Origin of the sequence: Moraxella osloensis (assembly GCF_001553955.1) — a bacterium.
In the GTDB taxonomy this organism is placed as follows: domain Bacteria; phylum Pseudomonadota; class Gammaproteobacteria; order Pseudomonadales; family Moraxellaceae; genus Faucicola; species Faucicola osloensis.
The window spans coordinates 271,867-297,142 of the sequence record NZ_CP014234.1; the positions used below are offsets into that span (position 1 = coordinate 271,867).

Sequence of the window (25,276 nt, forward strand, 5' to 3'; positions counted from 1 at the left end):
TCTTAGGGAAATACCCGAAATTTTGCTAATGACCGCTTCATTTTTTTAAAAGTTTTTAAAAGATAGCAGTTATCCTACCGGTGAACAATTTACGATTTGTATTTTTGCTGGATTTACATTAAGGTAATGCGGCACAAAACTGCATTTTACTGTGGATTTATACAATGGATAAACTGCAGTTTCTCTGTTTTGAATTTAAAAATTTTGCAAAAAAATCGAGGCCCTATGAGCAGCTTAAGCCAATTAGAACAAGATTTAAAACAATTTCGCGCCCTGCCATACCACAGCGATACCCAGTTAGCGCAAAAACTCAGTGAAGTACAAGCCTGGCAACGCGGTCGTATTCATAAAACCCACCAAGCCTTATTTGCCAGCGCCAACAACCAAGCCATGGGGGAATTTTTAATTGACCAACTGTATGGGGGCGAAAAATTCAACGTGCTCGCTGAACAGCTAGAGCGCATGGTGCAAAAGGCTGAAAAACTAGAAAAATTTATCCCTGCCAATGCCGTGAGCACAGGCGCAGCCGGTATCATCGAAGCGATTAACGCCATTAAGCTTGATTTACAGCTTGCTCAGTATTTAAAAGAAAATCATTTATCCGTGGATGAGCCATCCATGATTAAAGCCTATCGGTCTGTCAATGCAGAGTCGGCAAGACGCCAGCAGATTGCTGATCTCAAACAAATGTGCTATCGCACAGACAAATATCTTAAATCATTTATCTTACAAAAAGCATTTTCACTTGCCAAAGGCACAGCGTATAAAAAAGGCTTTCAGCCATTATATGACTTTATCGCCGAAGGTTTTGCTGCCATCAAACCGATTAAAAGTATTGGCGCATTTATTGAGCCATTTTGCGAAAAAGAGTTGCAAATCATTACCAATGTGCATGCTGGCAAAGAACATCCTTTTGATGTTTAGTGATAAAATAGAAAAAATTTTGCAGTACCTTTGCGCTTTTAACTTTGCCAATTTGTGATTGGCGATGATATCACTAGGAAACCACATGAACGACAATAACCATCATTCAATCCAAGACAGCTTGGTTAAAGACAGCCTCCAAGCCAATGACAAACTCAATAGCCAAGTACAACAGTCACTGACAGCTGACACCACCATCAACCGTCAATTTACTGGCACAGCTGATTTGCCAGAATCTGTGCCCCAAGGTCAGCAGCTCACTCGCCCTGCATCCGCTACCCCAAATGACGCTATCCCCAATGACGCTATTCCCAATAAATCATCAGCGCAATCAACTAGCGGTTTTGATAAATCAGCTATCTACAATCCACATACCGAAGCCACTGATGGCAATGAAGAGACCCATTTTGGCTACAAAACCGTCAAAAAAGCTGAAAAACAAGAAAAAGTAGCAGAAGTGTTTACCTCTGTTGCCAAAAAATACGACATCATGAATGATTTAATGTCCTTGGGTATTCATCGTCTGTGGAAACGCTATGCCATAAGCCTAACGGGCGTGCGTGCAGGTCAACGGGTGCTAGATATCGCAGGGGGCACAGGTGACTTGGCAAAAGCCTTTAGTAAAGAGGTGGGTCGCACAGGTCATGTGGTATTATCCGATATCAATGAAGCGATGCTAGAGGTCGGTCGTGAGCGTCTGCTCAATGCAGGCTGTAGTAACGTCGACTTTGTACTCGCCAATGCTGAGACGCTGGCACCATTTGAAGATGAAAGTTTTGATTTGGTGACCATCAGCTTTGGGCTACGCAATGTCACCGACAAAGACGCGGCACTGCGCTCGATGTATCGGGTGCTCAAAAAAGGCGGGCGCTTGCTGATTTTGGAATTTTCAAAACCTGTGTTTGAGCCATTTGGTAAAGTGTATGATTTGTATTCGTTTACCGCATTGCCACTCATGGGTAAATTGGTGGCGAATGACAGCGAAAGCTATCAGTATTTGGCAGAGTCTATCCGTATGCACCCAGACCAACGCACCTTAAAAGGCATGATGGAAGAGGCAGGCTTTGTCAATTGTGATTATCACAACTTAACAGGCGGTATCGTGGCGGTGCATCGTGGGTTTAAAAAGTAATGGATGGCGAAAAATATAATAGCTCACTGAAATTTATATACTAAAAGAGAATCAGATGTTTACTGTATTACTACTCGCAGGGATTGAAAAAGTGGTTAATTTAGCGATTGCCACTGACCCCATCACCCAAGCAGGGCTACAACCGTTATCGGGTAAAGTTTTGCGCCTAATGATGACAGAGCCCGCCATTGAATTTGATACGATTTTTAATGATGACCATATCCGCTTTGAACCTGTGACGGTTGATGTTTTTGAACCTAAAGGTAGCAATGTGGTAAGCAAACCTGATTGTATTGTTAAGGTGGACAACCCTGTGCATTTGCTCAATTTGATGGGCGAGCCACAAGGCAATCTGCCGATTGAGGGCGATTATAAAGTGCTGATGCAAGTCAAACAATTAGTCGCCGGGTTTGACCCTGATATCATTGGTAAACTGCAACCTCTAATTGGTCTGCCGATGGCAAGTCAACTGTCTAATCTATTAGCCAACCTAAAAAGCACAATCGCTGTACCTGCCAAAGAGATGTTTGCCGATATTGCCAATATCAGAGAGTGGAAAAACGGTGCAGATACTGATAACAATACAGGCAATGAGTTAAAACAACAGCTACTAAAACTGCGGGCGGATATTGAACGTGAACAAGCCAGACTCGATGCCATCAAGCAACAGCAAGCGGCTTTATTGCAAAAGTAAATTCATTGCAAAAGTTGCTTTTGCACAATCAAAATGACGGGTTAAATCCCCGTCTTTTTTTTAACCATTAAAAAATTGCTTATATCATGCTAGAATTCCCACCATTGATAAGCTTTCTAACGAGTTGCCAACGTGTTACTAAATCATCGCAAACGTCTTTTACAACTGTGGCGCATTGCCGCTCATTATCGTGTTGATACGCATCTGCCTATTGAAGAGACGCCGCAGCTTGAGCCCATTGCCAAACTTATCCGTATGCACCCTGCCAGCTATTTTCAAAAACCCAATCCAGATGGGGTTAGGCTGGCGCTTGAAGAGATGGGCACGCTGTTTTTAAAATTAGGGCAGCTGCTCTCCACCCGTCGTGATTTGGTCACCCCTGAGATTATTGAGCAGTTGGTGCATCTGCAAGACAGGGTGAAACCCTTTAGTGTCGATACGGTTATCGAGCAAATTGAACAATCGACAAAAAAAGGCGGTTTGGGGCAAACTATCAATCAGCTATTTGCTAGATTTGATGGCACACCGTTAGCGGCGGCATCTATCGCCCAAGTACACACAGCACGCCTGCATGATGGGCGTGAAGTGGTGGTTAAAGTAGTTCGCCCAACCATCCGTGAACAGATTATTGAAGATTTTGAATTATTGCGCGACTTGGCAGGGTGGGCGTCAGCACGGATTGAAGCGGCGCGTGCCGTACATATTATCGATATCGTTGAAGATTATCGGCAAGTCTTGCTCAATGAGCTTGATTTAACCCTTGAAGCTGCCAATACCACCCAAATGCGTAACAACTTTTTGGGTTCATCGATGATGTATGTGCCTGAAGTGTATCAAGCCAGCAAAAACATCATGATTATGGAACGCATTATTGGGGTGCCGATTTCGCAAACCCAAGTATTTGATGCGCTTGGATATGATAGGGCGGCACTTGCAGCAAAAGGATTAACGATTTTTTTCACCCAAGTATTTCGGGATAATTTCTTCCATGCCGATATGCACCCAGGCAATGTGTTTGTTGAAACGCTGCCAGCCGATACTCCAAATCCCAATCCTCGCTACATCGCCCTTGATTGCTCAATCGTGGGCGAGCTATCTAAAGCTGACCAAATGATTGTGGCAAGGCTTTTATTATCGGTGATGAACAATAACTTTACCGGTCTAGTGGATATTATTGCGCGGGCAGGCTGGATTCCACCCAATACCGATAAGTACGCCCTCATGCGCGATATGCGCCGCACCGTGTCACCGATGATTAGTAAGCCAATCAACGACATTGATTTTGCAGGCGTGCTCATGTCGGTGCTTGATATTGCGCGTCGCTATCATTTGGATATACCGCCGCAATTAATGTTACTGCTTAAAACCCTAGTGCATGTGGAAGGTCTAGGACGAGATTTATACCCTGAGCTTGATATTTGGTCGCTCGCCAAACCGATTTTGACAGGCTGGGTGAAGCAGCAATTTGACCCGATGCAAAAAATTGGCGAGCTACGCAAGCAATTACCTGAACTGTTACTGAGTCTCAATGACATGCCACAATTGCTGGATAACAGTTTGCAAAGTCTGTCAAATCTGGGCGGTCACCAAGATCAGCAGCTGCGTGAAATACAGCAAATTCGCTCAGATATGCTCAAAAGTCGTCAGCAGGATTGGCTGGCGATACTTGGGTTTGTGGGTTCGTTGTTTATCGCGCAAATGATTGCCAGTCATGTTGTCTGGCAGGTGAGTAGCTGGCTTGCGCCGATTTTTTATGTGATTGCCGTGCTGTTTGTATTGTGGCGGTTGTTAAATTAGCGACTTAAGCATGCTTCATATAATGATCGGTTAGCAGTTTGACGATCGTAGGGATAAAGGGTTTTGCCAAATCATGTCCCATATCCTTTATCAAATGAAACTCACTGTGCGCAATCGCTTTGGCAATCGCCCGACCATGCGCCGGTGGCACCAGTCCATCTTTTTCCCCATGAATGATAATAGTTGGCTGTTTGATTTTTTGGTCGAATTTAACAATAGAGCCAGTGGCTAATATTGCTTGCAGCTGCTGAAGCGCGCCACGTGGGTGATAACTACGTTCAAACCGCAAACGAATGAGTCGTTCTACTTCCTCTTCATCTACATGATTGGGTGAGCCGATACGCTGCATACACCACACGCCATATGCGACCACGTCATCAATTTGGGTGGTTTTGGGATGTGACAGTAGGGTTTGCAGCTGCTTTGGCTTGGTGGGTGGTAAAAATGGCTTGTTGTTACTGGTAAACATGAGACCCAGTGTCGACACGCGTTTTGGGTATTTGGCAGCCAAAATTTGCGCAATCATCCCGCCCATAGATGCCCCCACCACATACACATTTTTTAGCTCAAGCTTATCAAGCAAGCGGCGGGTATCTTCGACCATGTCAAATAAGTTATACGCCACCGGAAAATGACGGTTCGTCAAACCCACTTGCATACGCAGCATCATTTTGACATTGTTGACGGGAAAACGCGGGAAGGGTCGGGCGATTTTTGAGGATAGCCCGATATCACGATTGTCAAAACGAATCACAAAAAAGCCTGCATCAATCAAGCCTTTGACAAAACTATCGGGCCAAAACACCAACTGCGAGCCTAAGCCCATGATCAGCAGCAAGGGCGGATGATCAGGATTGCCACCAACTTCAACACACAGTTGTAATTCATCACCGATATCAATGATGGCACTTTGCATAAAGTCCGTAATCACTGAGGGTTGAAAATTAAATTTGGCTAAATCCATAATTTATTCCAAAAATATCAATCTGCTAGTGGGGTGTTGAATTAACTTGCCGCATTAGATGACCCGTTGCACGAGCATGGCTACTAAGACAGCCACTAAGACAGCCAATCCGCCACTTGCTTTGTTAACGTTAAGCGCTGTTTTGCTGCTTCTTTACCGGCTAATACAAACCCTAAAATGCTATTAGAGTCATCTTTTGGATGGGCGGTCATGACCATTCCATCAGTGGTTAGGGTCGTTTGCCAATACAGTTGATCGTCACTGTACTGCCCTGATACGGGTAATACCACCAAAGGTAAACTAGGTGTTTTGATAGCCACTGGCATGGCAGGATACACCACTTTGGTCGGCGCCATGTTAGGGTCAGCCAGGGTTTTTGCCAAGGCTTTGGCTTGGTTCATCAATGGCATGACATAGGGCATATAGCTACCCATCACGTTGGCACAATCGCCAATGGCATAAATATGCTTTGCCGATGTGGCTAGGTAGGCATCGACCTTGATGCCTTGCTGCACGGTTCTTGGTAAATGGGTTATTGTAGGATTGATGTGCTGTGACGATGCTATGGCAATGTTCGCTGATGCGGCAAGGTCAGTATTAGCCACCAACCCAATCGCTATCAAAACAATATCCGCCTCAAAGGTTTGTGATTGCTTATCCTTGTCAAACGAGATGGTCACGGTTGCATTATCGCTTGTGTCAATATTTGTCGTGATACTGGTGATATCAGTGCCTAAATAAAATGCCACCCCTGACTGCGTCAAAGCGTCTTGTAGCATGATACCCGCTTCGCTAGGGAGTTGCTGAGATAGTGGGCGTGCCGCTTTATCAAACACTGCCACTGTGATGTCAGCGGTCTGGTTATCTGTATTTTGACCAATCAAATCATTGGCAAATTCACAACCAATCAATCCAGCACCGATAATCGCTACCTTAACCGGCGCTGATTTTTGAGATTTTAGGGTGTTTAGGCGCTGCTGAAAGCTTTTGTACTCATCCAGATGATTAACGGCAAAAATGGTTTGATGATTGACAGCTAGATTGGGTAACAGTCTAGAATGCGCGCCTGTCGCCAATACCAAATCTCGATATGCAAGCGTTGTTTCAGAAGCTTGATTGACTAACGAGCGAACCACAATAACTTGTTCATCGGCATTAATATCGGTGACTTGATGAAAATTTAATAGGGTTAGGTTTAACGTTTCTGCCATTTTTGCCGCGCTTGCATTAGCGATGGAATCGGCAAGTTTGTTTTGCGCATAGGCATTTGACAAGGTTGGTTTAGCGTAGCTATCACCACTATCTTGACACACCATGACGATAGGCAAGCTAGTCGTTAGCTTTCTGAGCTCACGCGCTAGCGTATAGCCCGCCATGCCTGAGCCAATAATGATCACAGGTTGTGGCTCTGTATTTGGCAGTTGCGCAATAGGCGCGCCATTTGAACTGATACTGTCTAAGCTTATACTATTGTCACTGGCACTATCGACACTCGCACTATTGACATTGTTAGTTGATTGCATGATGAAACCCTATTATATTTATTATAGCTCAATCATTTCAAAGTCTACTTTACTGACCCCACATTCAGGGCAAGTCCAATCTTCGGGAATATCTTCCCAACGTGTACCGGGGAGGATGCCTTCTTCTGGGCAGCCCAATGCCTCATCATACACCCAACCACACACGATACATTGATATTTTTTCATTGATAACTTTCCCTATGTTAGTGGTAACTTTTGCTATTGAAGATAAGGATAAAAATTGCAATTACAATGCCGAGCAGTATGTTAACCATGCAAAACTCACGCAATCACCTAAAAATTTAACTTGCGATAGTTTACAAGTATGCACTGAAACAAGCAAGCTGATGACAGGCAACATTCAATCCCATACCGTAAATCTTTAAATCAGTTCGCCCAAGTCTAGCCTATTAATCATGGCTAAAGTAAAGGCTTAACGCCATCTATGACGCTGATTGGCTCAGCAGGAAAAAATTGCTAGAATGAGGCATGCTTTAGCAATTTTTACTTAATTTTTACTTAATACTTAATTTTACTTAACACTTAATTCTACTTAACTAGGTCAATCCTATGCAATCGACTATCACCCCTGATTCACCACACCCATTTTGGCAAATCATCAGAGTGGTACCTGATTTTCCCAAACAAGGCATTGAGTTTTATGATATCACGCCATTATTGCGCGCTCACATCAATGTGGTAATTGATGCGTTACTGGCAGCGATACCACAGCCAGTGTTTGAGGCGGTTGATTGTTTTGGCGCCATTGAAGCACGGGGGTTTATCTTTGCCAGCCTGTTAGCAGGTCGAACAGGCAAAGGCATGGTATTAATACGCAAAGAAGGCAAGCTGCCACCGCCTGTGGCGAAAAAAAGCTATGCGCTAGAATATGGTACCGATACGCTAGAAATGCAGGCGGGACTTACGCCCGCGAATGTGTTGTTGGTGGATGATATATTGGCGACAGGCGGTACCTTGAGCGCTGCGGTGGGACTTTGTGAATCCGTAGGACATCAAGTATTAGGCGCACTTGTGTTACTTGATTTGGTGGATTTGCATCAACCGCTTGCTATACCACTTTATACTGTGTTGCAAGCTAAAGGTTAGTGGGGTGGCATGGGGCTAATCATGATTAAAGGACATGATTAGCCGCTAACAAAAATTTAATGAACCAAGCTTTATTCATCAAAGTTTTAATGAATAAAGCTTTAATTAACAAAGCTTAGTTAACCAAGCCTCTCAAGGTTTGCTCTAACGCTTCTCTAGCTTGGATAAAGCCTTCAATACCAGCAGATAATAATTCTTGGCTGATAGGATCAAGCGCATGTTGCTCAGCAAATTGGGTCTCATCGAGGGTTTGTTTTTTGAGGTCAATAAATTTCATGTCTGGGAATAGCTGACGCTCGACTTTGACGTCCATCGTGGCAAGTTGGTCTAGCAAATCAGGCGCAATCGTTAATAAATCACAACCCGCCAATGCCAATATTTGCTCAATGCTGCGAAAACTCGCGCCCATGATTTGGGTGGTGTAGCCATGCTGTTTGAAGTAATGATAGATAGTTTTGACTGAGCTCACGCCTTTATCACGGCTGATTTCGATGCTATCGAGTCCTTCGTCTTTTTTCTGCCAATCCAAAATCCGTCCGACAAATGGCGAAATCAAGGTAACATCGGCATCGGCACAGGCTTTGGCTTGGTGCAAGCCAAATAGCAGCGTCACATTACAATGGATACCTTGTTGCTCTAGCGCTTTGGCGGCTTGAATGCCTTCCCACGTGCCAGCGATTTTGATGAGTACGCGTTTTTTATCAATCCCAGCGGCTTCATACGCTTTGATAAATTGCTGCGCTTTGACAATTGTGCCATCGGTATCATAAGACAACCTTGCGTCAACTTCAGTGGAAACACGACCATCAATCAGTTTTAAAATTTCGCTGCCGATATAAATGGTGAGCTCATCAATCACCGCGTCGATATCATTGGTGTATTTTTTTAATGTCTCAATTAAAATAGGCTGCATTTGTGGCGCTGACAGTGCCTTGGTAATCAAGCTTGGGTTGGTGGTCGCATCGACTGGTTTTAAGCGGGCAATCGCTTGCAAATCCCCAGTATCTGCCACAATGGTTGTCATCATTTTTAGTTGGTTTAAGCTGCTAGTCATGTACTTTCCTAAATGTCAAATTGCTGCATGTCACTGATAACCTATCAGGGACAAAATGGTTCAGGGACAAAATCGTATGGTTTCATTCAATGTTAGTTAACTTACCTTAAAAGCTATCACAAACATTGTGACAATCGCTAGTTTTTTTTCTATTTTGCCAGTATTTGTTAAGCGCCTAGCCGAAAAATCCAATTTTTTTTAGGGTATGCCAAAAATATTGTGTCTATATCACTATTTGTGATGAAAAAGCGCCGAGCGAAACTCGATTAACAGGCGTGATTTGTGCTAGTATTAGGCAATTTCTGCTATAAAGCCATTTGGTAACTTTGTATATTTCAAGGTATATTTCAAGGTATATTTCAAAGTATATTTCAAGCTAGGCTGCCTGTGATTTATGACCCTCAATCCTATCGCGCAGGTCAGTGTTGACTGTTGAGTTGTAATTTTATGAATGAACAAACGATTAGCAATGATGAATTAGTTGGACTTCGCCAAAAAATCGATGAAGTGGATGAAAAAATCCAGCGATTAATCAACGAGCGAGCAGGCTATGCGGTGCAAGTAGCCAAAGCCAAAAAGACGCAAGAAGACAATCCGATTTTTTATCGCCCAGAGCGAGAAGCACAGGTGCTAAAAAAGGTGATGGCGCGCAACGAATCTATGGGCGGGGTACTACCAGCGGATAAGATGGCGCGTTTGTTCCGTGAGATTATGTCGGTGTGTTTGGACTTAGAAGCGCCACAAAAAATTGCGTATTTGGGCCCTGCAGGTACCTTTACCCACATGGCAGCGCTGAAGCATTTTGGTAAAGCCGCTACCACAGTGCCGCTATCGACCATTGCTGATGTGTTTCGTGAAGTGGAAGCCGGCTCTGCCATGTATGGCGTCGTCCCTGTGGAAAATTCCTCAGAAGGGGTGGTCAACCATACCCTTGATGGTTTTTTATCCTCCGATTTAAAAATCATTGGTGAGGTAGAATTACCGGTGCATCATCAGTTTTTGGTGGGTGAGCATACCAAAGTGGGCGCAATTTCAAAAATTTATGCCCACAGCCAAGCGCTTGCCCAATGCCGCCAATGGTTAGATACCCATTATCCCAATGTCGAGCGGGTGGCAGTCTCTAGTAATGGTGAAGCGGCGCGGCGTATCAAAAATGAGTGGCACTCAGCCGCTATTGCAGGGGAAGTGGCAGCAAGCGAATATAATTTGCACAAACTATTTGAAAACATCGAAGATACCCCATCTAACACCACACGTTTTTTAATCATTGGCCGCGAAGCAGTAGCGCCGTCAGGTCAAGATAAAACCTCGATTTTAGTGTCAGCCAAAGATCAGGCGGGCGCGCTGATTCAAATATTGCAGCCACTAGCTAAACATGGGGTGTCGATGACCAGTATCGAAACCCGCCCAGAGCGTCCAAACAAATGGGCTTATGTGTTCTTTATTGATATGCTTGGTCATATTGACGATGCCAATATGCAAGCCGCGCTCGCTGAGATTCGTCCCCAAGTCAAAGATTTACGGGTATTAGGCGCTTATCCAAAAGCGGTGATTTAACCGTTTTTGGCAATAAAATTTTATCAGTATCCATCATCAACGAAAGGTTTTGATATGACGATCCAATCGGTCAATCACAGTATTGAGCAGTTAAAAGCTTATGAAATGGATAAATCCAATGAAGAGCTGACCCGTGAGTATGGCTTGGGTGACATCGTCAAATTGGCGAGCAATGAAAATCCAACCGGCTGCTCGCCACACGTGACCTTGGCAATCACGTCAAAACTGGGGGAATTATCGCGTTATCCCGATGGCGCCGGGCAAGGGCTTAAACAAGCGTTAGCCGATTTTTTGGGCTGTGAAACAAAACAAATTGTGTTGGGGAATGGCTCTAATGAGTTACTCAATAACATTACCGCAAGCTTTGCCGATGGCGATGATGTGATTGTGTATTCTCAATACGCGTTTTCGGATTACGAATTGGCGTCTTTGGGTATTAGTGAGCGAACCCAACAAGTCGCTGCCAAAAATTTTGCTCATGATTTGCCTGCGATGCTTGAGACGGTCAATCAAACCGCCAATTGTAAAATGGTGATTATCACCAATCCCAACAACCCCACAGGCACTGTGCTTGCCAAAGATGATCTGATTAAATTCATCAAAAAAGTGCCATCGGAGGTGTTGGTGGTGATTGATGAGGCTTACATCGAATTTGCGCCAACGCTCAGCTGTGTAGATTTGACCCAAGAGTATGACAATGTCATTGTGCTACGTAGCTTTTCCAAAGCTTATGGACTGGCAGCCTTGCGCATTGGTTATGCAGTAAGCAGCGCAAGCATTGCCGAGATTTTAAATTATACGCGCCAGTCGTTTAATACCAGTACATTGGCGCATGCCGCCGCCACAGCAGCAATTAAAGACCAACATTTTATTAACCAATATTTGGCGTTTAACCATGAGCAAAAACAAGCCTTATATGATGGCTTGGATAGCTTAGGTGTCGTTTATGTCAAATCGGCCACCAACTTTGTGATGGTCAATGTCGGCGATGGCATGGATATCTATCAATCATTGATTGAGCAAGGTGTGGTAGTGCGACCGATGGTTGGTTACGGTCTGCCAGCCTGGATACGCGTGAGTGTGGGTTTGCCTGAAGAAATTAACCGTTTTTTAGATACGTTGGCGCAGGTATTGAGCTAAGCCGATGTTAGAAAAAAAGTTAGAAAAAAAGTTAGAAAAAAATCGTGAAGTATTTTGGCATTTTTTAGCGTTATTTGTGGTCATCGTTTGGGGAACAACATTAGCAAGCACCAAGGTGTTGCTGGCGGATATGTCACCCATTCAGATTTTGCTGTATCGGTCGTTATTTGCCTATGGGTTATTGTTTGCCATGTCACCTAGACTGCAAACCTTTAGCAGTGTAAAAAACGAAGTGTTGTATTTTTTGTCGGGGCTGTGCGGTATTACCTTGTATTTTTTGCTAGAAAATACCGCATTGCTATATACCTATAGCAGTAATGCAGCGCTGCTAGTCACAGCATCACCTTTGTTTACGGTGCTGATTGCCAGTTTTATCATTAAAACCCATGCCTTTAGCAAGTTGCTGTTGATTGCGTGTGTGATGGCGTTGGTTGGCGTGGCGTTGGTACTGGCGAATCAGCCGATGAGTTTAACCAATGGCATGCTAGGTAATATTTTGGCGATATTAAGTGGGTTGGCGTGGTCGTTCTTTGGGTTTGCTAACAGTGCCATTAAAGATGAACTAAGCCCGATGGTACGCATGCGTAAAGTGTTTTTGTATGGCATAATCACCGCGTCGCTGTATATGCTGGTGACAGGTGAAGCCTTTATCAACCTTCACGCGTTTACGCCCATGAATCTGGCAAATTTGCTGTTTTTAGGGGGTATCGCTTCTGCCTTGTGTTTTGTGTTATGGACCAATGCCAATAAGCATTTGGGCGTGGTAAAAACCTCGCTGTATATTTATTTTATTCCGCTCATTGCGGTATTGTTGGGTGTGGTTTTATTGGGCGAAACAATCACCATCACCACTATGTTGGGTGGGATTTTGATTGCGTTGGCAGTCTTTTTAGCAAATTGTAAAAAATCGGTAAGTTAAATGTTTGAAAAAGTGTGTTTTATTGGGCTAGGGCTCATCGGCGCAAGTTTGGCACAAGCCATGCGTGATAAAAATCTTGCCAAATCAATTGTGGCGGTTAGCCGTTCACAATCAACCATTGACAAAGGTATCAACTACGGACTGCTTGATGCAGGATTTGATGATGCTGCCCTTGCGGTGCAAGGGTCAGACTTGGTGGTAATAGCCACGCCGGTGCAGGCGGTCAAAAAAATTTTTGAACAAATCAAACCCTTTATTACCGATAAAACCATTATCATGGATGTGGGCAGTACCAAAGGCAATATCATTGCAGACGCCAGCGCGGTATTTGGTGATGATATGCCCAAAGGTTTTGTGCCCGCCCATCCGATTGCAGGGGCAGAAAAATCAGGGATTGATGCGCGTAATGCCAAACTATTTGATAACCATAAAATTATCTTAACACCCCTAGACACCACTAGCAAACAAGCCGTTAAAAAAGTGATTGCGCTATGGGCGCAGACTGGTGCAGAAGTGGTGACCATGCCAGCGGATTATCATGATAAGGTGCTCGCGCGTACCAGTCATTTACCCCACTTGCTAGCCTACAATCTAGTCGCGCAACTAGCCAAGCATAACGACAATATGGATATTTTTCGTTTCGCGGCGGGTGGCTTTCGGGATTTTACCCGTATCGCCGCCAGCGACCCAACCATGTGGCATGATATTTTTTATGCCAATAAAACCGCACTACTCGATGCCATTGATGAATTTAGTGAGCAATTAAGTCAGTTGAAAGCAATTATTGAGACCAATGATTCTGAGCAGATGCTGGGTGTATTAACCCAAGCCCAAGCCGCCAGGCAACATTTTGGACATATGTTAAATAAAACGCCTTATTTGGAAAAACAAGCCATGAAGCAAACTTACGTTATCGCCCCCGCCCAACAATTTGAAGGCAGTCACACCGTCGCCGGTGATAAGTCTATTTCTCACCGTTCAATTATGTTTGGTTCGTTAGCCAAAGGCACCACCACGGTGACAGGATTTTTGGAAGGTGAAGACGCACTCGCTACTTTGCAAGCCTTTCGTGATATGGGCGTAGTGATTGAAGGTCCTAATCAGGGCAGGGTAGTGATTCATGGGGTTGGATTACATGGGTTAAAACCCTCGCATGATCCATTATACATGGGTAATTCAGGCACCAGTATGCGCTTGTTGTCAGGTATTTTATCAGCACAAAAATTTGATTCGGTGATGACGGGTGACCCGAGTTTATCCAAACGTCCCATGGAACGGGTCGCCAAACCTCTGCGTGAGATGGGTGCCAAAATCCAAACCACGGGCGAAAAAGGTACGCCACCGATTAGCATCACCGGTAATCAAACTTTAACAGGTATCCGCTATGAAATGCCGATGGCATCAGCGCAGGTCAAATCGTGTTTGCTGCTAGCAGGGCTATGGGCACAAGGTACCACCACGGTGATTGAGCCAGAAGTGACGCGTGATCACACCGAGCGCATGCTGACGGCATTTGGTTATCCTGTGACAGTGTCAAAAGTGCACAATGGCAATCAAATTAGTGTGACAGGGGGCGGCGAATTAACGGCATGTGATATCGCAGTGCCTGCTGATATTTCATCTGCGGCATTTTTTATGGTGGCAGGCGCCATCGCCCAACAAGGCAATGTGACCATCAAAAAAGTGGGCATCAATCCCACGCGCACCGGCGTGATTGATATCTTAAAGCTGATGGGCGCTGATTTGACATTGACCAATGAAACCACTGTTGGCGGTGAGCCAGTTGCCGATATCGTGGTGAAATCTTCAAAATTGCAAGGTATTGAGATTCCTGAGCGCTTGGTGCCGCTCGCCATTGATGAATTTCCTGTGCTGTTTGTGGCAGCAAGTTGTGCCACGGGTAAAACCGTGCTGCATGGCGCAGCTGAACTGCGCGTTAAAGAATCTGACCGTATTCAAGTCATGGCAGATGGTCTAAAAACCTTAGGAATTGCCTGTACCGTACTCGATGATGGCATTGAAATTGAAGGTCGCGGTGATGTGGCACAGGTGTTTGGCGGTGGTGAGATTGAATGTCACCATGACCATCGCATTGCCATGAGTTTTACTGTGGCAAGTTTGCGCGCAAGCGATACGATTACCATTCATGGTACTGAAACGGTCAATACCAGCTTCCCTAACTTTGCTGAACTGGTCAATAGTGCAGGATTGCAAGTTAAAGTGGTGACTGACTAAACCTAGGTGAGCTAAACTTGTAGCACTGTCGCAAGTCTTTACATGGATGACATGAAAACTAAGATAGACTATGACTTTCTTAGTTTTGACTTTTTTATAAAAAATAACATTTATCGTTGTATTAATGAAAAACCCAATCCCCCAAAATCAAATTCTGAAAAGTCAAACCCCGCAAAATCACGCCATTGATATCATCAATAGTGACATTCCGACCCGTGCCGTTGATATTACTGACCATGAAAAACCAACCGTAGTGACCACCCCCAAAGGGGTGTTGACCGCACTGGCTGCTTTTTTGATTTGGGGTTTTTTCCCCCTGTATTTTAAGCTACTCAAAGATTATGATGCGATTGAAATCATTGGGCATCGAATTATTTGGACGTTTGTCACGATTTTACTGATCATGACAGTGACCAAAAACTGGCACTGGGTGAAAGTGATTAAAGCCAACCCAAAATGGTTACTTTATACTGCCGTTTCGGGGGCGATTATCTCAGTTAATTGGTTGGTGTACGTGTGGGCGGTCAATCATGATCAGATTTTGGAAGCCAGTTTAGGCTATTATATTGGTCCGTTGATGGGTATTTTACTATCGCTAGTGGTTATCAAAGAAAAACTGCGGCCTTTGCAATGGATGGCAGTGATTTTGGCAGCGATAGGCGTGGCGATTCAGCTGGTCGTGCTGGGTAAATTGCCGTGGGTATCGTTAGTGTTGGCGAGTAGTTTTTCTGTGTATGGTTTGATGCATCGCCATACCCCGCTTGACGCGCTCTCTGCGATGTTTATCGAAACGGCATTATTGGTGCCGGTCTTTATTGGCTGGTTTGCTATGCATGATGTTGCTAGTAGTCAGTTAGATTTTTGGCTGTCGCCATCAATTTTTTTATTGATGCTTGCAGGGCCTGTGACCTTGATACCACTCTTAATGTTTAATAAAGCCACCAAAATGGTTAACTTTAGCTTATTGAGCTTTTTAAATTATTTGACCCCGTCCATGATTTTTTTATTGGCGATATTCTTGTATCATGAGCCTTTTAACATTTATAAATTGATTACCTTTGCCTTTATTTGGACAGGGTTGGTATTTTTTAGTTATGATTTAATCAAACAACGAAATACCTAACGAGAGTAAAAATGACTACACCAGAAACTACCCAAAAAATCATGCATGAATCACTATATTCAGCGGCGGATGCCTTGCACGCGATTGCAAACGAAAAGTCCAACAATCAGCCAGTCAAACTGACCGGTAATTCAACGGATATGGTATTTGTCAAGGGACTCAAAGTTGATGCTGTGATTGGCGTGTATGAGTGGGAGCAGCAAATAACCCAACCGTTGATTTTTGATATTGAAATGGTGGGCTGTCAATACCAAGCATCGCAGACTGATAATATTCAAGATGCCATCAACTATAAAAGTGTCAGTGAGCGCGTGGCTGAAGTGAGCATTGCCAATAAAGTCGCGCTGTTAGAGCGGTTAGCGCAATTGGTCGCTGAGATGATTTTGGCAGAATTTGCCCCAGAAAAAGTCACAGTGACGATTCACAAACCCACCGCCATCAAACAAGCCGATAGTGTCGGGGTTAAAATTACCCGTTTTCAGCAAGATTAGGGCGTGTCCCTATTTGGATAATGAGGCTAAAAATAGACTAAATCGCCAGCAAAACAAGGCAAATTGTGCAGATAATATTGGAATATTGTCAAACAATTTAACGCAGTTTTGCCAGATTTAGGCATTTTTAGGCCATTAAAAATACTTTGTTCCGAATTAGGGACACGCCCTAATTAGCCTAAGCAAAAAATATGTTTATTTGAGCATTTGAGTATGAGTGTACCACCGCGTGATGTCATAGTCATCGAAGCCTGCGTTTTGTCGTTAGCCAGTAATGTCAAACAACCTTATTATTTACAAAAAGCCAAAGACTGGCTGCAAAACTTTGGCACTTTGACCCTCAGTGCGATTCATCCTAGTGAAGATATCCGTATCGATAACAATTTACACGATGACTTAAACAAGCAAACATCCAATACACCGGTTTATTTTAACCAAGTGGCTTATTTAGACTTTGAGCAGCCCATGGATTATTGGCAATGGCTACAACTCACCAAGCAGTTTGAACAGCAACAAGACAGACTTCTGTACCAAAAACCCGCTGTTACGTTAGACATCGATATCATTGCGGTAAAATGCTTGCATCAAATTGACAATATCGACAATCAGCTCGATGAAAAAGGCAATCGATTTGTGCTATTTGCTAAATCAGCAAACCAGTGGTTAGGCATCCGCCGGCGGTTTCCGCTAGCTTGTTATGACCAAGTAGGGATAGTGGATTTATCAAAAAATATTGATTTGTCCTTTATCCGAAGTTTTTAATCCTCATCGCTATCACTATTACTATCACTGCCACTGTCAATGCCCAATTTTTTCATACGGTAGCGGAGTGAGCGAAACGTTGTATTTAATAGTTTAGCGGCTTGGGTGCGATTCCAACCACTGTGGTTGAGCGCTGCGATAATGACTTTGCGTTCTTGATTCATCAAATATTCTTCCAATCCTTCGGCAGGCAATTGACCTTCTTCAGCGGCGGGCTGGGCTAAATTAGGCGCATTGATGCCCACTACCCGCGCATCTAAAGTTAACGCTTCATGGGTTAACGCTTCATGGTTGGATTGGGTCGGTGTGGGCGTAAGTTGAATATTGGGTTTGACTTTATAACCACTTGCAAACAAGTTGCTGCTATAGGAAGTATTGATGGGGCTGCTTACGGCGGATTTAGCTTCAGCTAAGGGCACAACTTTTGGCGCGCTAGGTTGACTCGATGTTAATAAGACGGATTGATTGGAGGTTTCTGTGATTTCATGGATTTCATGGATTCTATGAGTGTCAGGCGGTACATTGGCGGCTGATAATGGCAAATTCAAATGATGGGCTTTAATCACATTATCATCAGCTAGGGTAATCGCGCGCTCTAAGATATTCCTTAATTCACGCACGTTGCCTGCAAAGTGATGGTTTGCCAATTGAACCGCGGCTTCATTGGATAATGTCGGTGGCTGCGATAGTGCCCAATCTTCTGCAATCAAAGCGATAAAATGATTGGCTAACAGTAAGATATCATCGCGCCGTTCATTGAGACTTGGTAATTTTACTTCAATCACGTTGATGCGATAATATAAATCTTGCCTAAATTCACCCGTTTCGACAAGCTTAGCCAAATTTTTATGGGTAGCGGATAAAAGACGCACATCCACGGCAATTTCTTGGGTGCTCCCAATGGGGCGGATTTTCTTTTCTTGTATCGCGCGTAATAATTTGACTTGCATGGAAATCGGCAAATCCGCTACTTCATCCAAAAATAGCGTGCCGCCATTTGCTTGTTGGAATAACCCTTCTTTGTCTGCGGTAGCCCCCGTAAAGCTGCCTTTTTTGTGCCCAAAGAACTCGCTTTCCATCAACTCTGATGGGATGGCGCCGCAGTTAACAGGCACAAAATTGGCAGAGCAGCGCGGGCTTAAATCATGAATGAGCTTGGCAACCACTTCTTTACCCGTGCCCGATTCTCCCCACAGAAATACGGGCGCTTGGCTACGCGCCAATTTTTGGATGGTGGTTTTGAGCTGGGCAATGGCGTTAGATTGTCCGATTAGGCGATTGCTAAAAGGATCATAAATTTCTTTACAATTGAGTTTATTGGTATTTTCTGCCACCTTTAAGGCGTTTTCGACCAACTGGCGCAGCCGCGACAGCTCAAGTGGCTTGTTGACAAAATCAAAGGCGCCTATTTTTAACGCTTCAATCGCCAAATCCATACTACCGTGGGCGGTAATCACTGCCACGGGGGTTTTGGCATAATTTTTACTGATAAATTTAACGATATCTAGTCCTGTCCCATCAGGAAGTTTGAGATCGGTTAAGCAAAAATCAAAATTATACGTTTGAAGATGGCTGATGCCAGTGGCATAGTCATAGGCGACTTTGGATTCAATGCCCATTTTTTTGAGTGTCATCTGCATCAAGCGACACAAATCTACTTCATCATCAATAATCAGCGCTAATGCCATACAGATGCAACACCTTTAACACAAAGTAATTAGACGGGATTATAACACTTCGCTCATTTTATCGTCAGTAAGCTATGGCAAAACAAGCTAGTGCATACGTTATGTCGGGCTAAATTATCATAGCCCAGTCATTTGCTAGCTCAGTCACTTACTAACTCAGTCACTTGCTAGCCTCCGACCCACAAGCACCTTTAGTGATACTTATGGCATTGTTCGGAGCATTGTTGGTCACATTGCCACTATTACTCGCCATACAAGCGTTGCCATAGGTTTGATAGTGCACGATGCCATTATTGATAGTTTTGACGCAGACAGGATCATATTGCATGGTGCACATCATCTCAGGTTTCTTGATGGGCTGAGGCTTAGGTGTGTGGTTTTGCTGAGCTGGGCTAACAGCTTGGCAGCCAAATAAACTTAATGAAAAGCATAATGGGGTAAAAAACTTGAACATAGCATTTCCTTATTGTGTTCCGTAGGTAATATAAGAGGTGATACAAGTCGTATTGAGTATACCAAAACTTAGTGAAATCATCCCCAATAATAACCCACTTGCCAAATTATTATTGCTACTATCTTTTACCAAATTTTTAAAACGTAAACGGGCAGCCAGCCGTCAGCCGTTGCACCGTTTGCGCAGCTATCACAATTAAAAAACCTGATTTTGACCCATTTTAGCGCGCGTTTTCAACCTTTTTATAAACCTAGTAGTAAAACTTTGAATATGTCACATATTCGGGCAGAAGTTGCTGCAAATTATCAAGGTAACTTTTGGCTTGCGCAAGATTTTGATGAATTTGAAATCGACAATGGCAACGTTAAAAAACGAAATACGCAAATAAACTAAGCTTCAGAAAGCTATCTTATTAAAAGAAAATTTTGTAAAAATTTTTATTGATAACTTTTTTTTATACGCACCAGTCAAATTTACTTGTTATTCCGCCTAGAATTATTTTGCATAATTAATTATATTTATGGTAATTTAATTATCATTTTTTTAATTTATAACTGTCTTAGCTAATTGTCAGTTGTGGATTGAGAATCCAACCGAACCGCTTGAGGAGAGTGTATGCAAATTGGTGTACCAAAAGAGACTGCATTGTATGAAAATCGGATTGCGATTACCCCCGATACCATTAAAAAGTTCATCAAGTTGGGTCACAGTATTGTGGTCGAACGCGATGCAGGTAAAGGTTCGTTTATTACCAATGATGCGTTGGAACAAGCAGGGGCGCAAATTGTTGATGATGCGATCTCAACAAGTGATGTGGTGCTCACGGTCAATAGCTTACCGATTGAAAAAATCAACCAGCTAAAACATGAAGCGATTGTTATCGGTATGATGAATCCGTATCGCAATGCCAATTTGCAGGACTATGCCAATCGCCATGCCAAAGTATATGCCATGGAGCTATTGCCACGGACTTTGTCGCGGGCGCAGAACATGGACGTGCTGTCATCCCAAGCCAACTTGGCAGGTTATAAAGCGGTGATTTTGGCTGCCAACCAGTTTGGTCGTCCTTTCCCGATGTTTATGACATCGGCAGGCACGGTTAAACCGGCTCGCGTGGTGATTTTGGGGGTTGGTGTTGCCGGTCTACAGGCGATTGCAACGGCGCGTCGTTTGGGTGCCGTTGTAGAAGCCAGTGACTTACGTCCTACCGTGCGTGATCAAGTGGAATCCGTCGGTGGTAAATGGCTCGATGTCCCCATGAGCGAAGAAGAAAAAGCCAAAGCCAAAGACACAGGCGGCTATGCTTGGACACCGTCTGAGCAGTATATCAAAGACCAAGCCGCAGTTGTGGACAAAGCGGTATCTCAAGCGGATATCGTTATCACCACCGCACAAGTACCAGGACGTAACGCACCGCGTCTAATCCACCAAGCCACCATCAATAAGATGAAGTCAGGTTCGGTGATTTTGGATATGGCGGTAGAAACCGGTGGTAACGTTGAAGGCTCAGTGGTCGGACAAAATATCATCACCCCAAACGGTGTCACTATCATGGGTGTGCCCAATATTCCATCGACCTTGGCGGCGCAGTCATCGGCATTGTATGCCAATAATTTATATAACTTTTTTGCAACCTTGATGGATGACAATAAAGTGTTTGCGCTCAATCCAGAAGATGAAATCCAAAAAGCCTTGCTGGTTACTAGCCAAGGTCAAGTATTGTTAGCCAGTCGCTAACCTAATTTTCATTTAATTTTACCTATCGAGGTTAGGAGGTTTTATGCTATTGACCCTATTAGCGTCTGCGACATCTGCCACCCCATTTGTGGCAATCTTTAGTATCTTTGTGTTGGCTATTTTTGTCGGTTATTACGTGGTGTGGGGGGTAACGCCTGCACTGCATACCCCGCTCATGGCAGTGACCAATGCGTTATCCAGTATTGTCATCGTCGGTGCCATGCTGCAGACCGTCAGCATTGATGGCGATATGTTTACCCCGACAAGTCTTTTGGGTGCGTTTGCGGTATTTTTAGCCAGCATCAATATTTTTGGTGGTTTTGCGGTGACCGAGCGTATGCTTGCGATGTTTAAATCCAAAGATAAAAAAGCCAAAGCTGAGCCAAACAAAGAAGGAAATGCTTGATGAATGAGAATATGAATTGGGTCGCCCAGCATGCAGATTGGTTTTATTTGATTGGTGCGGTGCTGTTTATTTTAACCTTACGGGGTTTATCAAGCCCAAAAACCGCCATCCGTGGTAACCGTTTTGGGATGATGGGTATGGCGCTTGCCATTATCACCACCTTCTTTTTGGCACCAAGCCCTGTATTCGTCTTGATTGTGGGTGCAATGGTTTTGGGCGCGGTCGTGGGTACCTGGAAAGCACGCACCGTTGCCATGACGCAAATGCCAGAAACCGTGGCTTTGATGCACTCACTGGTCGGTTTGTCAGCCGTTGCTATTGCGTTAGCTAGCGTATTACATACGGGCATCGAGCATAGCACCATCGCGCGGTTTGAGTTGTTTGTGGGCTGTTTTATTGGTGCAATTACCTTCTCAGCGTCAATGTTTGCTTTTGGTAAATTGGCGGCAAAAAGCTGGGCAAAAACTTTAAAAGGCACTTGGGTAAAACCGGTTCAAGCGCTATTGTTCATCGCGATGTTAGCATTTGGTATTATGTATTTCACCACCCAATCCATGCCAGCTTTTTATGCCATGACCATTTTGGCTATTATTTTTGGCTGGATGTGGATTGCACCGATTGGCGGCGGTGATATGCCTGTGGTGGTATCTTTGCTTAACTCATTTTCTGGGTGGGCGGCAGCCGGTATCGGTTTTACCCTAGGTAACTCAATGCTGATTATCGCAGGGTCGCTGGTCGGTTCATCTGGGGCGATTTTGTCCTACATTATGTGTAAAGCCATGAACCGTTCACTGCTGAACGTATTGTTTGGCGGTATGTCAAGCAGCTCAGCCGCTGCGACAGAAGAAGATAGCGGACCCAAAACTTACCGCACTGGCTCACCTGAAGATGCCGCCTTTATGATGGAAAACTCTAGCAGTGTGGTCATTGTGCCAGGTTATGGTATGGCGCAAGGCCGAGCCCAAAATGCGGTAAAAGAGCTTTATGAAATGCTAAAAGAAGAAGGTGTGGACGTGCGTTTTGCGATTCACCCTGTGGCAGGTCGTATGCCAGGTCATATGAACGTACTATTGGCTGAAGCGGATGTGCCGTATGAAGACATCCTAGAAATGGATGAAATCAACTCCGACTTTGCCGGTACAGACGTTGTGCTGATTATCGGTGCCAATGACGTGGTCAACCCAGCGGCAAAAGACGATCCAAACTCACCCATCTTTGGTATGCCAATTCTTGAAGCAAACAAAGCGCAAACCGTGATGGTCATCAAACGCTCAATGAGTGCCGGCTACGCAGGTCTTGATAATAGCTTGTTCTACATGGACAAAACCATGATGATCTTTGGCGATGCCAAAAAAGTGGTAGAAGACATGATTCGTCATATCAATGGCACAGGTCACTAAGTTTTTCTAACTTCAATCAACCCTGACTAACCAGTTTAGTCAGGGTTTTTTATTTGCTATAATCAGGCGGATATCACAAGGAAAATTCATGAATTTATTACTTCGTTACCTTATCTTATGCTTGATGCTAAAATCCGATAAAGCAAAGTCATCCAAACCAAGCTATAGCGATGCGATCATCCGCCACTACCGGATTTTGCCGCATGATATGGGGTTTCGTCACCATGTGCCTAATTATCGCTATTTAAGCTTTATTGAGCTTAACATCCAGCAGTGGCTGATGCAGCAGCGCCCAACGGACAAGCTAGGTTGGGTGATTGCATCGCAACAATTAACCTACATTAAAGAAAGCTTTTTGTTTGATAAATTGGCGCTTCACAGTCAATTATTGGCTTGGGATAAAAAATACCTGTATTTTCGCCACGAGTTTTGGGTGAAAAATGACTTAAATGTGGTGGCACTGACCAAAATTGTATTGATGTTGGATGGTCAAGTGCAACCGACCCGCGTCATTGTACAGCAAGATGAACAAGCTCATCCTGTCATCAAAACTTGGCAAGACAATCTTAACGAAATCAAAAAACTCACCCCCATCAAATAACTGGAGAAAAATATGTCCCTTAAATGGAACGACACGTTAGAAATAGCCATTCAACTTTCTGAAAAATACCCTGATGAAGACGTGCAATATATTCGTTTTACTGATTTGCATCGGTATGTGACGCAGTTAGAAGAATTTGGCGATGACCCAACCAAATCCACCGAAAAACAATTAGAAGCGATTCAAATGGCTTGGCTAGACGAACTAGATTAAGCTCAATGCTAGATTCTTCTTCATGCTAGATTGTTAATGAGCAGCAGCCAAATTAATTTACCCATAAAAAATGCATGCAGTATTTAGCTTAACAGTATTTAGCTTAACAGTAAGTTTTGTAGTATTTGCTCATAAATTGCGGCAAGTTTACCCAAATCTTCGACTGCTACACATTCATCAATCTGGTGGATGGTGGCATTACGCACGCCAAGCTCAACCACTTCAGGCGACTTATTTTCAACATTCAAGGTTGCGATAAAACGACCATCTGAGGTGCCGCCTGTGGTTGAAAGCTGTGTATCTGTTCCGGTCACGGCTTTAATCGCGGATTGACAGGCGCTGACGAGTTTGCCTTGCGGCGTCAAAAATGGGTTACCCGATAGTTTCCAATCGATGTGATAACTGGCTGCACCGTCTTGAAAATGCTTATCAAAAATCGCATGAGTGGTTGCTTTAAGTTTCTCATCGTTGGTCTCAGTTGAAAAACGAAAATTAAACTCAGCGCTTAACGTTGCAGGAATCACATTGTTAGCCCCAGTGCCTGCATGAAGGTTGGAGATTTGCAGGGTGGTGGCAGGAAAATACGCATTGCCATTGTCCCAAGTTTGACTGCAAAGCTCGGATAGGGCTGGCAAAGCATAATGAATAGGGTTAACTGCCAAATGCGGGTAGGCAACATGGCCTTGTTTGCCGGTCACCGTCACAACGGCGCCAAGCGAGCCACGGCGACCATTTTTGATGATATCGCCCAAGCTGTGAGTGCTAGAGGGTTCGCCAATCAAGCAATAGGTGATTGGTTGGTTGCGCGATTGCAATGTTTCAACCACTTTGACTGTACCGTTGATTGAAGGACCTTCTTCATCAGCGGTGATTAAGAAAGCAATTGAGCCGTGATGATTGGGGTGGTGGGCGACAAAATTTTCAACAGCGACAGTAAATGCCGCAATCGCTGTTTTCATGTCTGCGGCACCCCGCCCATACAGTATGCCATCTTTGATAGTAGGCTCAAATGGCGGATAAGTCCATTGGCTGACATCGCCCGTGGGCACGACATCGGTATGTCCTGCAAAACATAATACCGGCGCCTGCGCCTGCCCACGACCTTGACGGATTGCCCATAAATTTTTGACTTCTGCTTCGCGTCCTGTTGCGCCTTTTTCACCAAAGTATAAAAACTCACAATCAAAGCCGAGGTGGTTAAGCCGCTCAGCCAGTATATTTTGACAGTTAAGGTCAGTCGGCGTCACTGATGGCTCGCGCATCAGCTGTAAGCTTAGTGCTAAGGTTTGCGCTTGAAGGTGGTCTAAATCAGTCGCTTTACTGGCATAATCAGTCATTGTCGTTTCCTTAAAATC

Annotated in this window: 25 protein-coding genes; 18 read left to right on the forward strand and 7 right to left on the reverse strand. The window is 44.2% G+C overall.

Annotated features, from left to right (window positions below; genetic code table 11):
• Positions 1–225: 225 nt before the first annotated feature.
• The 4 genes from AXE82_RS01220 (at position 226) to AXE82_RS01235 (ending at position 4,547) form a co-directional block, all read left to right on the forward strand.
• A complete protein-coding gene (locus tag AXE82_RS01220; RefSeq protein ID WP_062330449.1) occupies positions 226–924 on the forward strand; it encodes a DUF8198 family protein in 699 nt (232 codons plus the stop codon).
• An 85-nt stretch (positions 925–1,009) separates the two neighbouring features.
• A complete protein-coding gene (ubiE, locus tag AXE82_RS01225) occupies positions 1,010–2,056 on the forward strand; it encodes a bifunctional demethylmenaquinone methyltransferase/2-methoxy-6-polyprenyl-1,4-benzoquinol methylase UbiE (protein WP_172460491.1) in 1,047 nt (348 codons plus the stop codon).
• Positions 2,057–2,111: 55 nt separating this feature from the next.
• Complete coding sequence (locus AXE82_RS01230) at positions 2,112–2,750, forward strand: ubiquinone biosynthesis accessory factor UbiJ (protein ID WP_062330453.1); 639 nt, start codon at positions 2,112–2,114, stop codon at positions 2,748–2,750.
• A 132-nt stretch (positions 2,751–2,882) separates the two neighbouring features.
• Positions 2,883–4,547: an ABC1 kinase family protein gene (locus AXE82_RS01235; protein ID WP_062330455.1), complete on the forward strand. Its 1,665-nt coding sequence runs from the start codon at positions 2,883–2,885 to the stop codon at positions 4,545–4,547.
• A gap of 4 nt (positions 4,548–4,551) precedes the next feature.
• Here AXE82_RS01235 and AXE82_RS01240 read toward each other — a convergent pair whose 3' ends face one another.
• From AXE82_RS01240 to rubA, 3 genes are all read right to left on the reverse strand, one after another.
• Positions 4,552–5,511, reverse strand: a complete 960-nt coding sequence (locus AXE82_RS01240) for an alpha/beta fold hydrolase (RefSeq protein WP_062330463.1) — start codon at positions 5,509–5,511, stop codon at positions 4,552–4,554.
• Positions 5,512–5,606: 95 nt separating this feature from the next.
• Positions 5,607–7,034 (reverse strand): FAD-dependent oxidoreductase, encoded by a 1,428-nt coding sequence (locus AXE82_RS01245; protein WP_062330465.1) that lies wholly within the window; start codon positions 7,032–7,034, stop codon positions 5,607–5,609.
• Between the two features lie 21 nt (positions 7,035–7,055).
• Entirely contained in the window at positions 7,056–7,220 is a 165-nt protein-coding gene (rubA, locus tag AXE82_RS01250; RefSeq protein ID WP_036589380.1) for a rubredoxin RubA, read from the reverse strand.
• Between the two features lie 384 nt (positions 7,221–7,604).
• Here rubA and AXE82_RS01260 point away from each other — a divergent pair, with 384 nt between their 5' ends.
• Positions 7,605–8,141: an adenine phosphoribosyltransferase gene (locus tag AXE82_RS01260; protein ID WP_062330469.1), complete on the forward strand. Its 537-nt coding sequence runs from the start codon at positions 7,605–7,607 to the stop codon at positions 8,139–8,141.
• Positions 8,142–8,256: 115 nt separating this feature from the next.
• Here AXE82_RS01260 and AXE82_RS01265 read toward each other — a convergent pair whose 3' ends face one another.
• Entirely contained in the window at positions 8,257–9,195 is a 939-nt protein-coding gene (locus AXE82_RS01265; RefSeq protein WP_062330471.1) for a transaldolase, read from the reverse strand.
• 447 nt (positions 9,196–9,642) lie between these two features.
• Between AXE82_RS01265 and pheA the strand changes: the two genes are divergently transcribed.
• The 7 genes from pheA (at position 9,643) to AXE82_RS01300 (ending at position 17,422) form a co-directional block, all read left to right on the forward strand.
• A complete protein-coding gene (gene pheA, locus AXE82_RS01270) occupies positions 9,643–10,752 on the forward strand; it encodes a prephenate dehydratase (protein WP_062330473.1) in 1,110 nt (369 codons plus the stop codon).
• A gap of 54 nt (positions 10,753–10,806) precedes the next feature.
• The gene (hisC, locus tag AXE82_RS01275; RefSeq protein ID WP_062330474.1) at positions 10,807–11,892 is read left to right on the forward strand and encodes a histidinol-phosphate transaminase; all 1,086 of its coding nucleotides are present in this window, start codon (positions 10,807–10,809) and stop codon (positions 11,890–11,892) included.
• Between the two features lie 4 nt (positions 11,893–11,896).
• Entirely contained in the window at positions 11,897–12,811 is a 915-nt protein-coding gene (locus tag AXE82_RS01280) for a DMT family transporter (protein ID WP_062330476.1), read from the forward strand.
• Positions 12,812–15,046: a bifunctional prephenate dehydrogenase/3-phosphoshikimate 1-carboxyvinyltransferase gene (locus tag AXE82_RS01285; RefSeq protein WP_062330478.1), complete on the forward strand. Its 2,235-nt coding sequence runs from the start codon at positions 12,812–12,814 to the stop codon at positions 15,044–15,046.
• A gap of 124 nt (positions 15,047–15,170) precedes the next feature.
• A complete protein-coding gene (gene rarD / locus AXE82_RS01290; RefSeq protein WP_082741380.1) occupies positions 15,171–16,169 on the forward strand; it encodes an EamA family transporter RarD in 999 nt (332 codons plus the stop codon).
• 11 nt (positions 16,170–16,180) lie between these two features.
• Positions 16,181–16,660 (forward strand): dihydroneopterin aldolase, encoded by a 480-nt coding sequence (folB, locus tag AXE82_RS01295; RefSeq protein WP_227713350.1) that lies wholly within the window; start codon positions 16,181–16,183, stop codon positions 16,658–16,660.
• A 213-nt stretch (positions 16,661–16,873) separates the two neighbouring features.
• Positions 16,874–17,422 (forward strand): 2-amino-4-hydroxy-6-hydroxymethyldihydropteridine diphosphokinase, encoded by a 549-nt coding sequence (locus AXE82_RS01300; protein WP_062330480.1) that lies wholly within the window; start codon positions 16,874–16,876, stop codon positions 17,420–17,422.
• Here the strand turns inward: AXE82_RS01300 and AXE82_RS01305 are convergent.
• Together AXE82_RS01305 and AXE82_RS01310 are read right to left on the reverse strand one after the other, a co-directional pair.
• Positions 17,419–19,110, reverse strand: coding sequence for a sigma-54-dependent transcriptional regulator (locus AXE82_RS01305; protein ID WP_062330482.1), 1,692 nt, complete (start codon positions 19,108–19,110; stop codon positions 17,419–17,421). The genes AXE82_RS01300 and AXE82_RS01305 overlap by 4 nt on opposite strands.
• Before the next feature lie 160 nt (positions 19,111–19,270).
• Entirely contained in the window at positions 19,271–19,564 is a 294-nt protein-coding gene (locus AXE82_RS01310) for a subtilase-type protease inhibitor (RefSeq protein ID WP_062330483.1), read from the reverse strand.
• 37 nt (positions 19,565–19,601) lie between these two features.
• Here AXE82_RS01310 and AXE82_RS12165 point away from each other — a divergent pair, with 37 nt between their 5' ends.
• The 6 genes from AXE82_RS12165 to iscX all read left to right on the forward strand — a co-directional run bounded on the left by AXE82_RS12165 (position 19,602) and on the right by iscX (position 23,921).
• Entirely contained in the window at positions 19,602–19,763 is a 162-nt protein-coding gene (locus tag AXE82_RS12165; protein WP_167541432.1) for a hypothetical protein, read from the forward strand.
• A 416-nt stretch (positions 19,764–20,179) separates the two neighbouring features.
• The gene (locus AXE82_RS01320) at positions 20,180–21,301 is read left to right on the forward strand and encodes a Re/Si-specific NAD(P)(+) transhydrogenase subunit alpha (protein WP_062330487.1); all 1,122 of its coding nucleotides are present in this window, start codon (positions 20,180–20,182) and stop codon (positions 21,299–21,301) included.
• A 43-nt stretch (positions 21,302–21,344) separates the two neighbouring features.
• Positions 21,345–21,707 (forward strand): proton-translocating transhydrogenase family protein, encoded by a 363-nt coding sequence (locus AXE82_RS01325; protein ID WP_062330489.1) that lies wholly within the window; start codon positions 21,345–21,347, stop codon positions 21,705–21,707.
• An 11-nt stretch (positions 21,708–21,718) separates the two neighbouring features.
• A complete protein-coding gene (locus tag AXE82_RS01330; protein WP_062334672.1) occupies positions 21,719–23,107 on the forward strand; it encodes an NAD(P)(+) transhydrogenase (Re/Si-specific) subunit beta in 1,389 nt (462 codons plus the stop codon).
• A gap of 88 nt (positions 23,108–23,195) precedes the next feature.
• Positions 23,196–23,708, forward strand: coding sequence for an acyl-CoA thioesterase (locus tag AXE82_RS01335; RefSeq protein WP_062330491.1), 513 nt, complete (start codon positions 23,196–23,198; stop codon positions 23,706–23,708).
• A 12-nt stretch (positions 23,709–23,720) separates the two neighbouring features.
• On the forward strand, positions 23,721–23,921 hold the full coding sequence (gene iscX / locus AXE82_RS01340; RefSeq protein ID WP_007116656.1) for a Fe-S cluster assembly protein IscX: 201 nt from the start codon (positions 23,721–23,723) through the stop codon (positions 23,919–23,921).
• 98 nt (positions 23,922–24,019) lie between these two features.
• On the opposite strand, the gene dapE is transcribed toward iscX, so the two are convergent.
• Positions 24,020–25,258, reverse strand: coding sequence for a succinyl-diaminopimelate desuccinylase (dapE, locus tag AXE82_RS01345; RefSeq protein WP_062330493.1), 1,239 nt, complete (start codon positions 25,256–25,258; stop codon positions 24,020–24,022).
• Positions 25,259–25,276 lie beyond the last annotated feature (18 nt).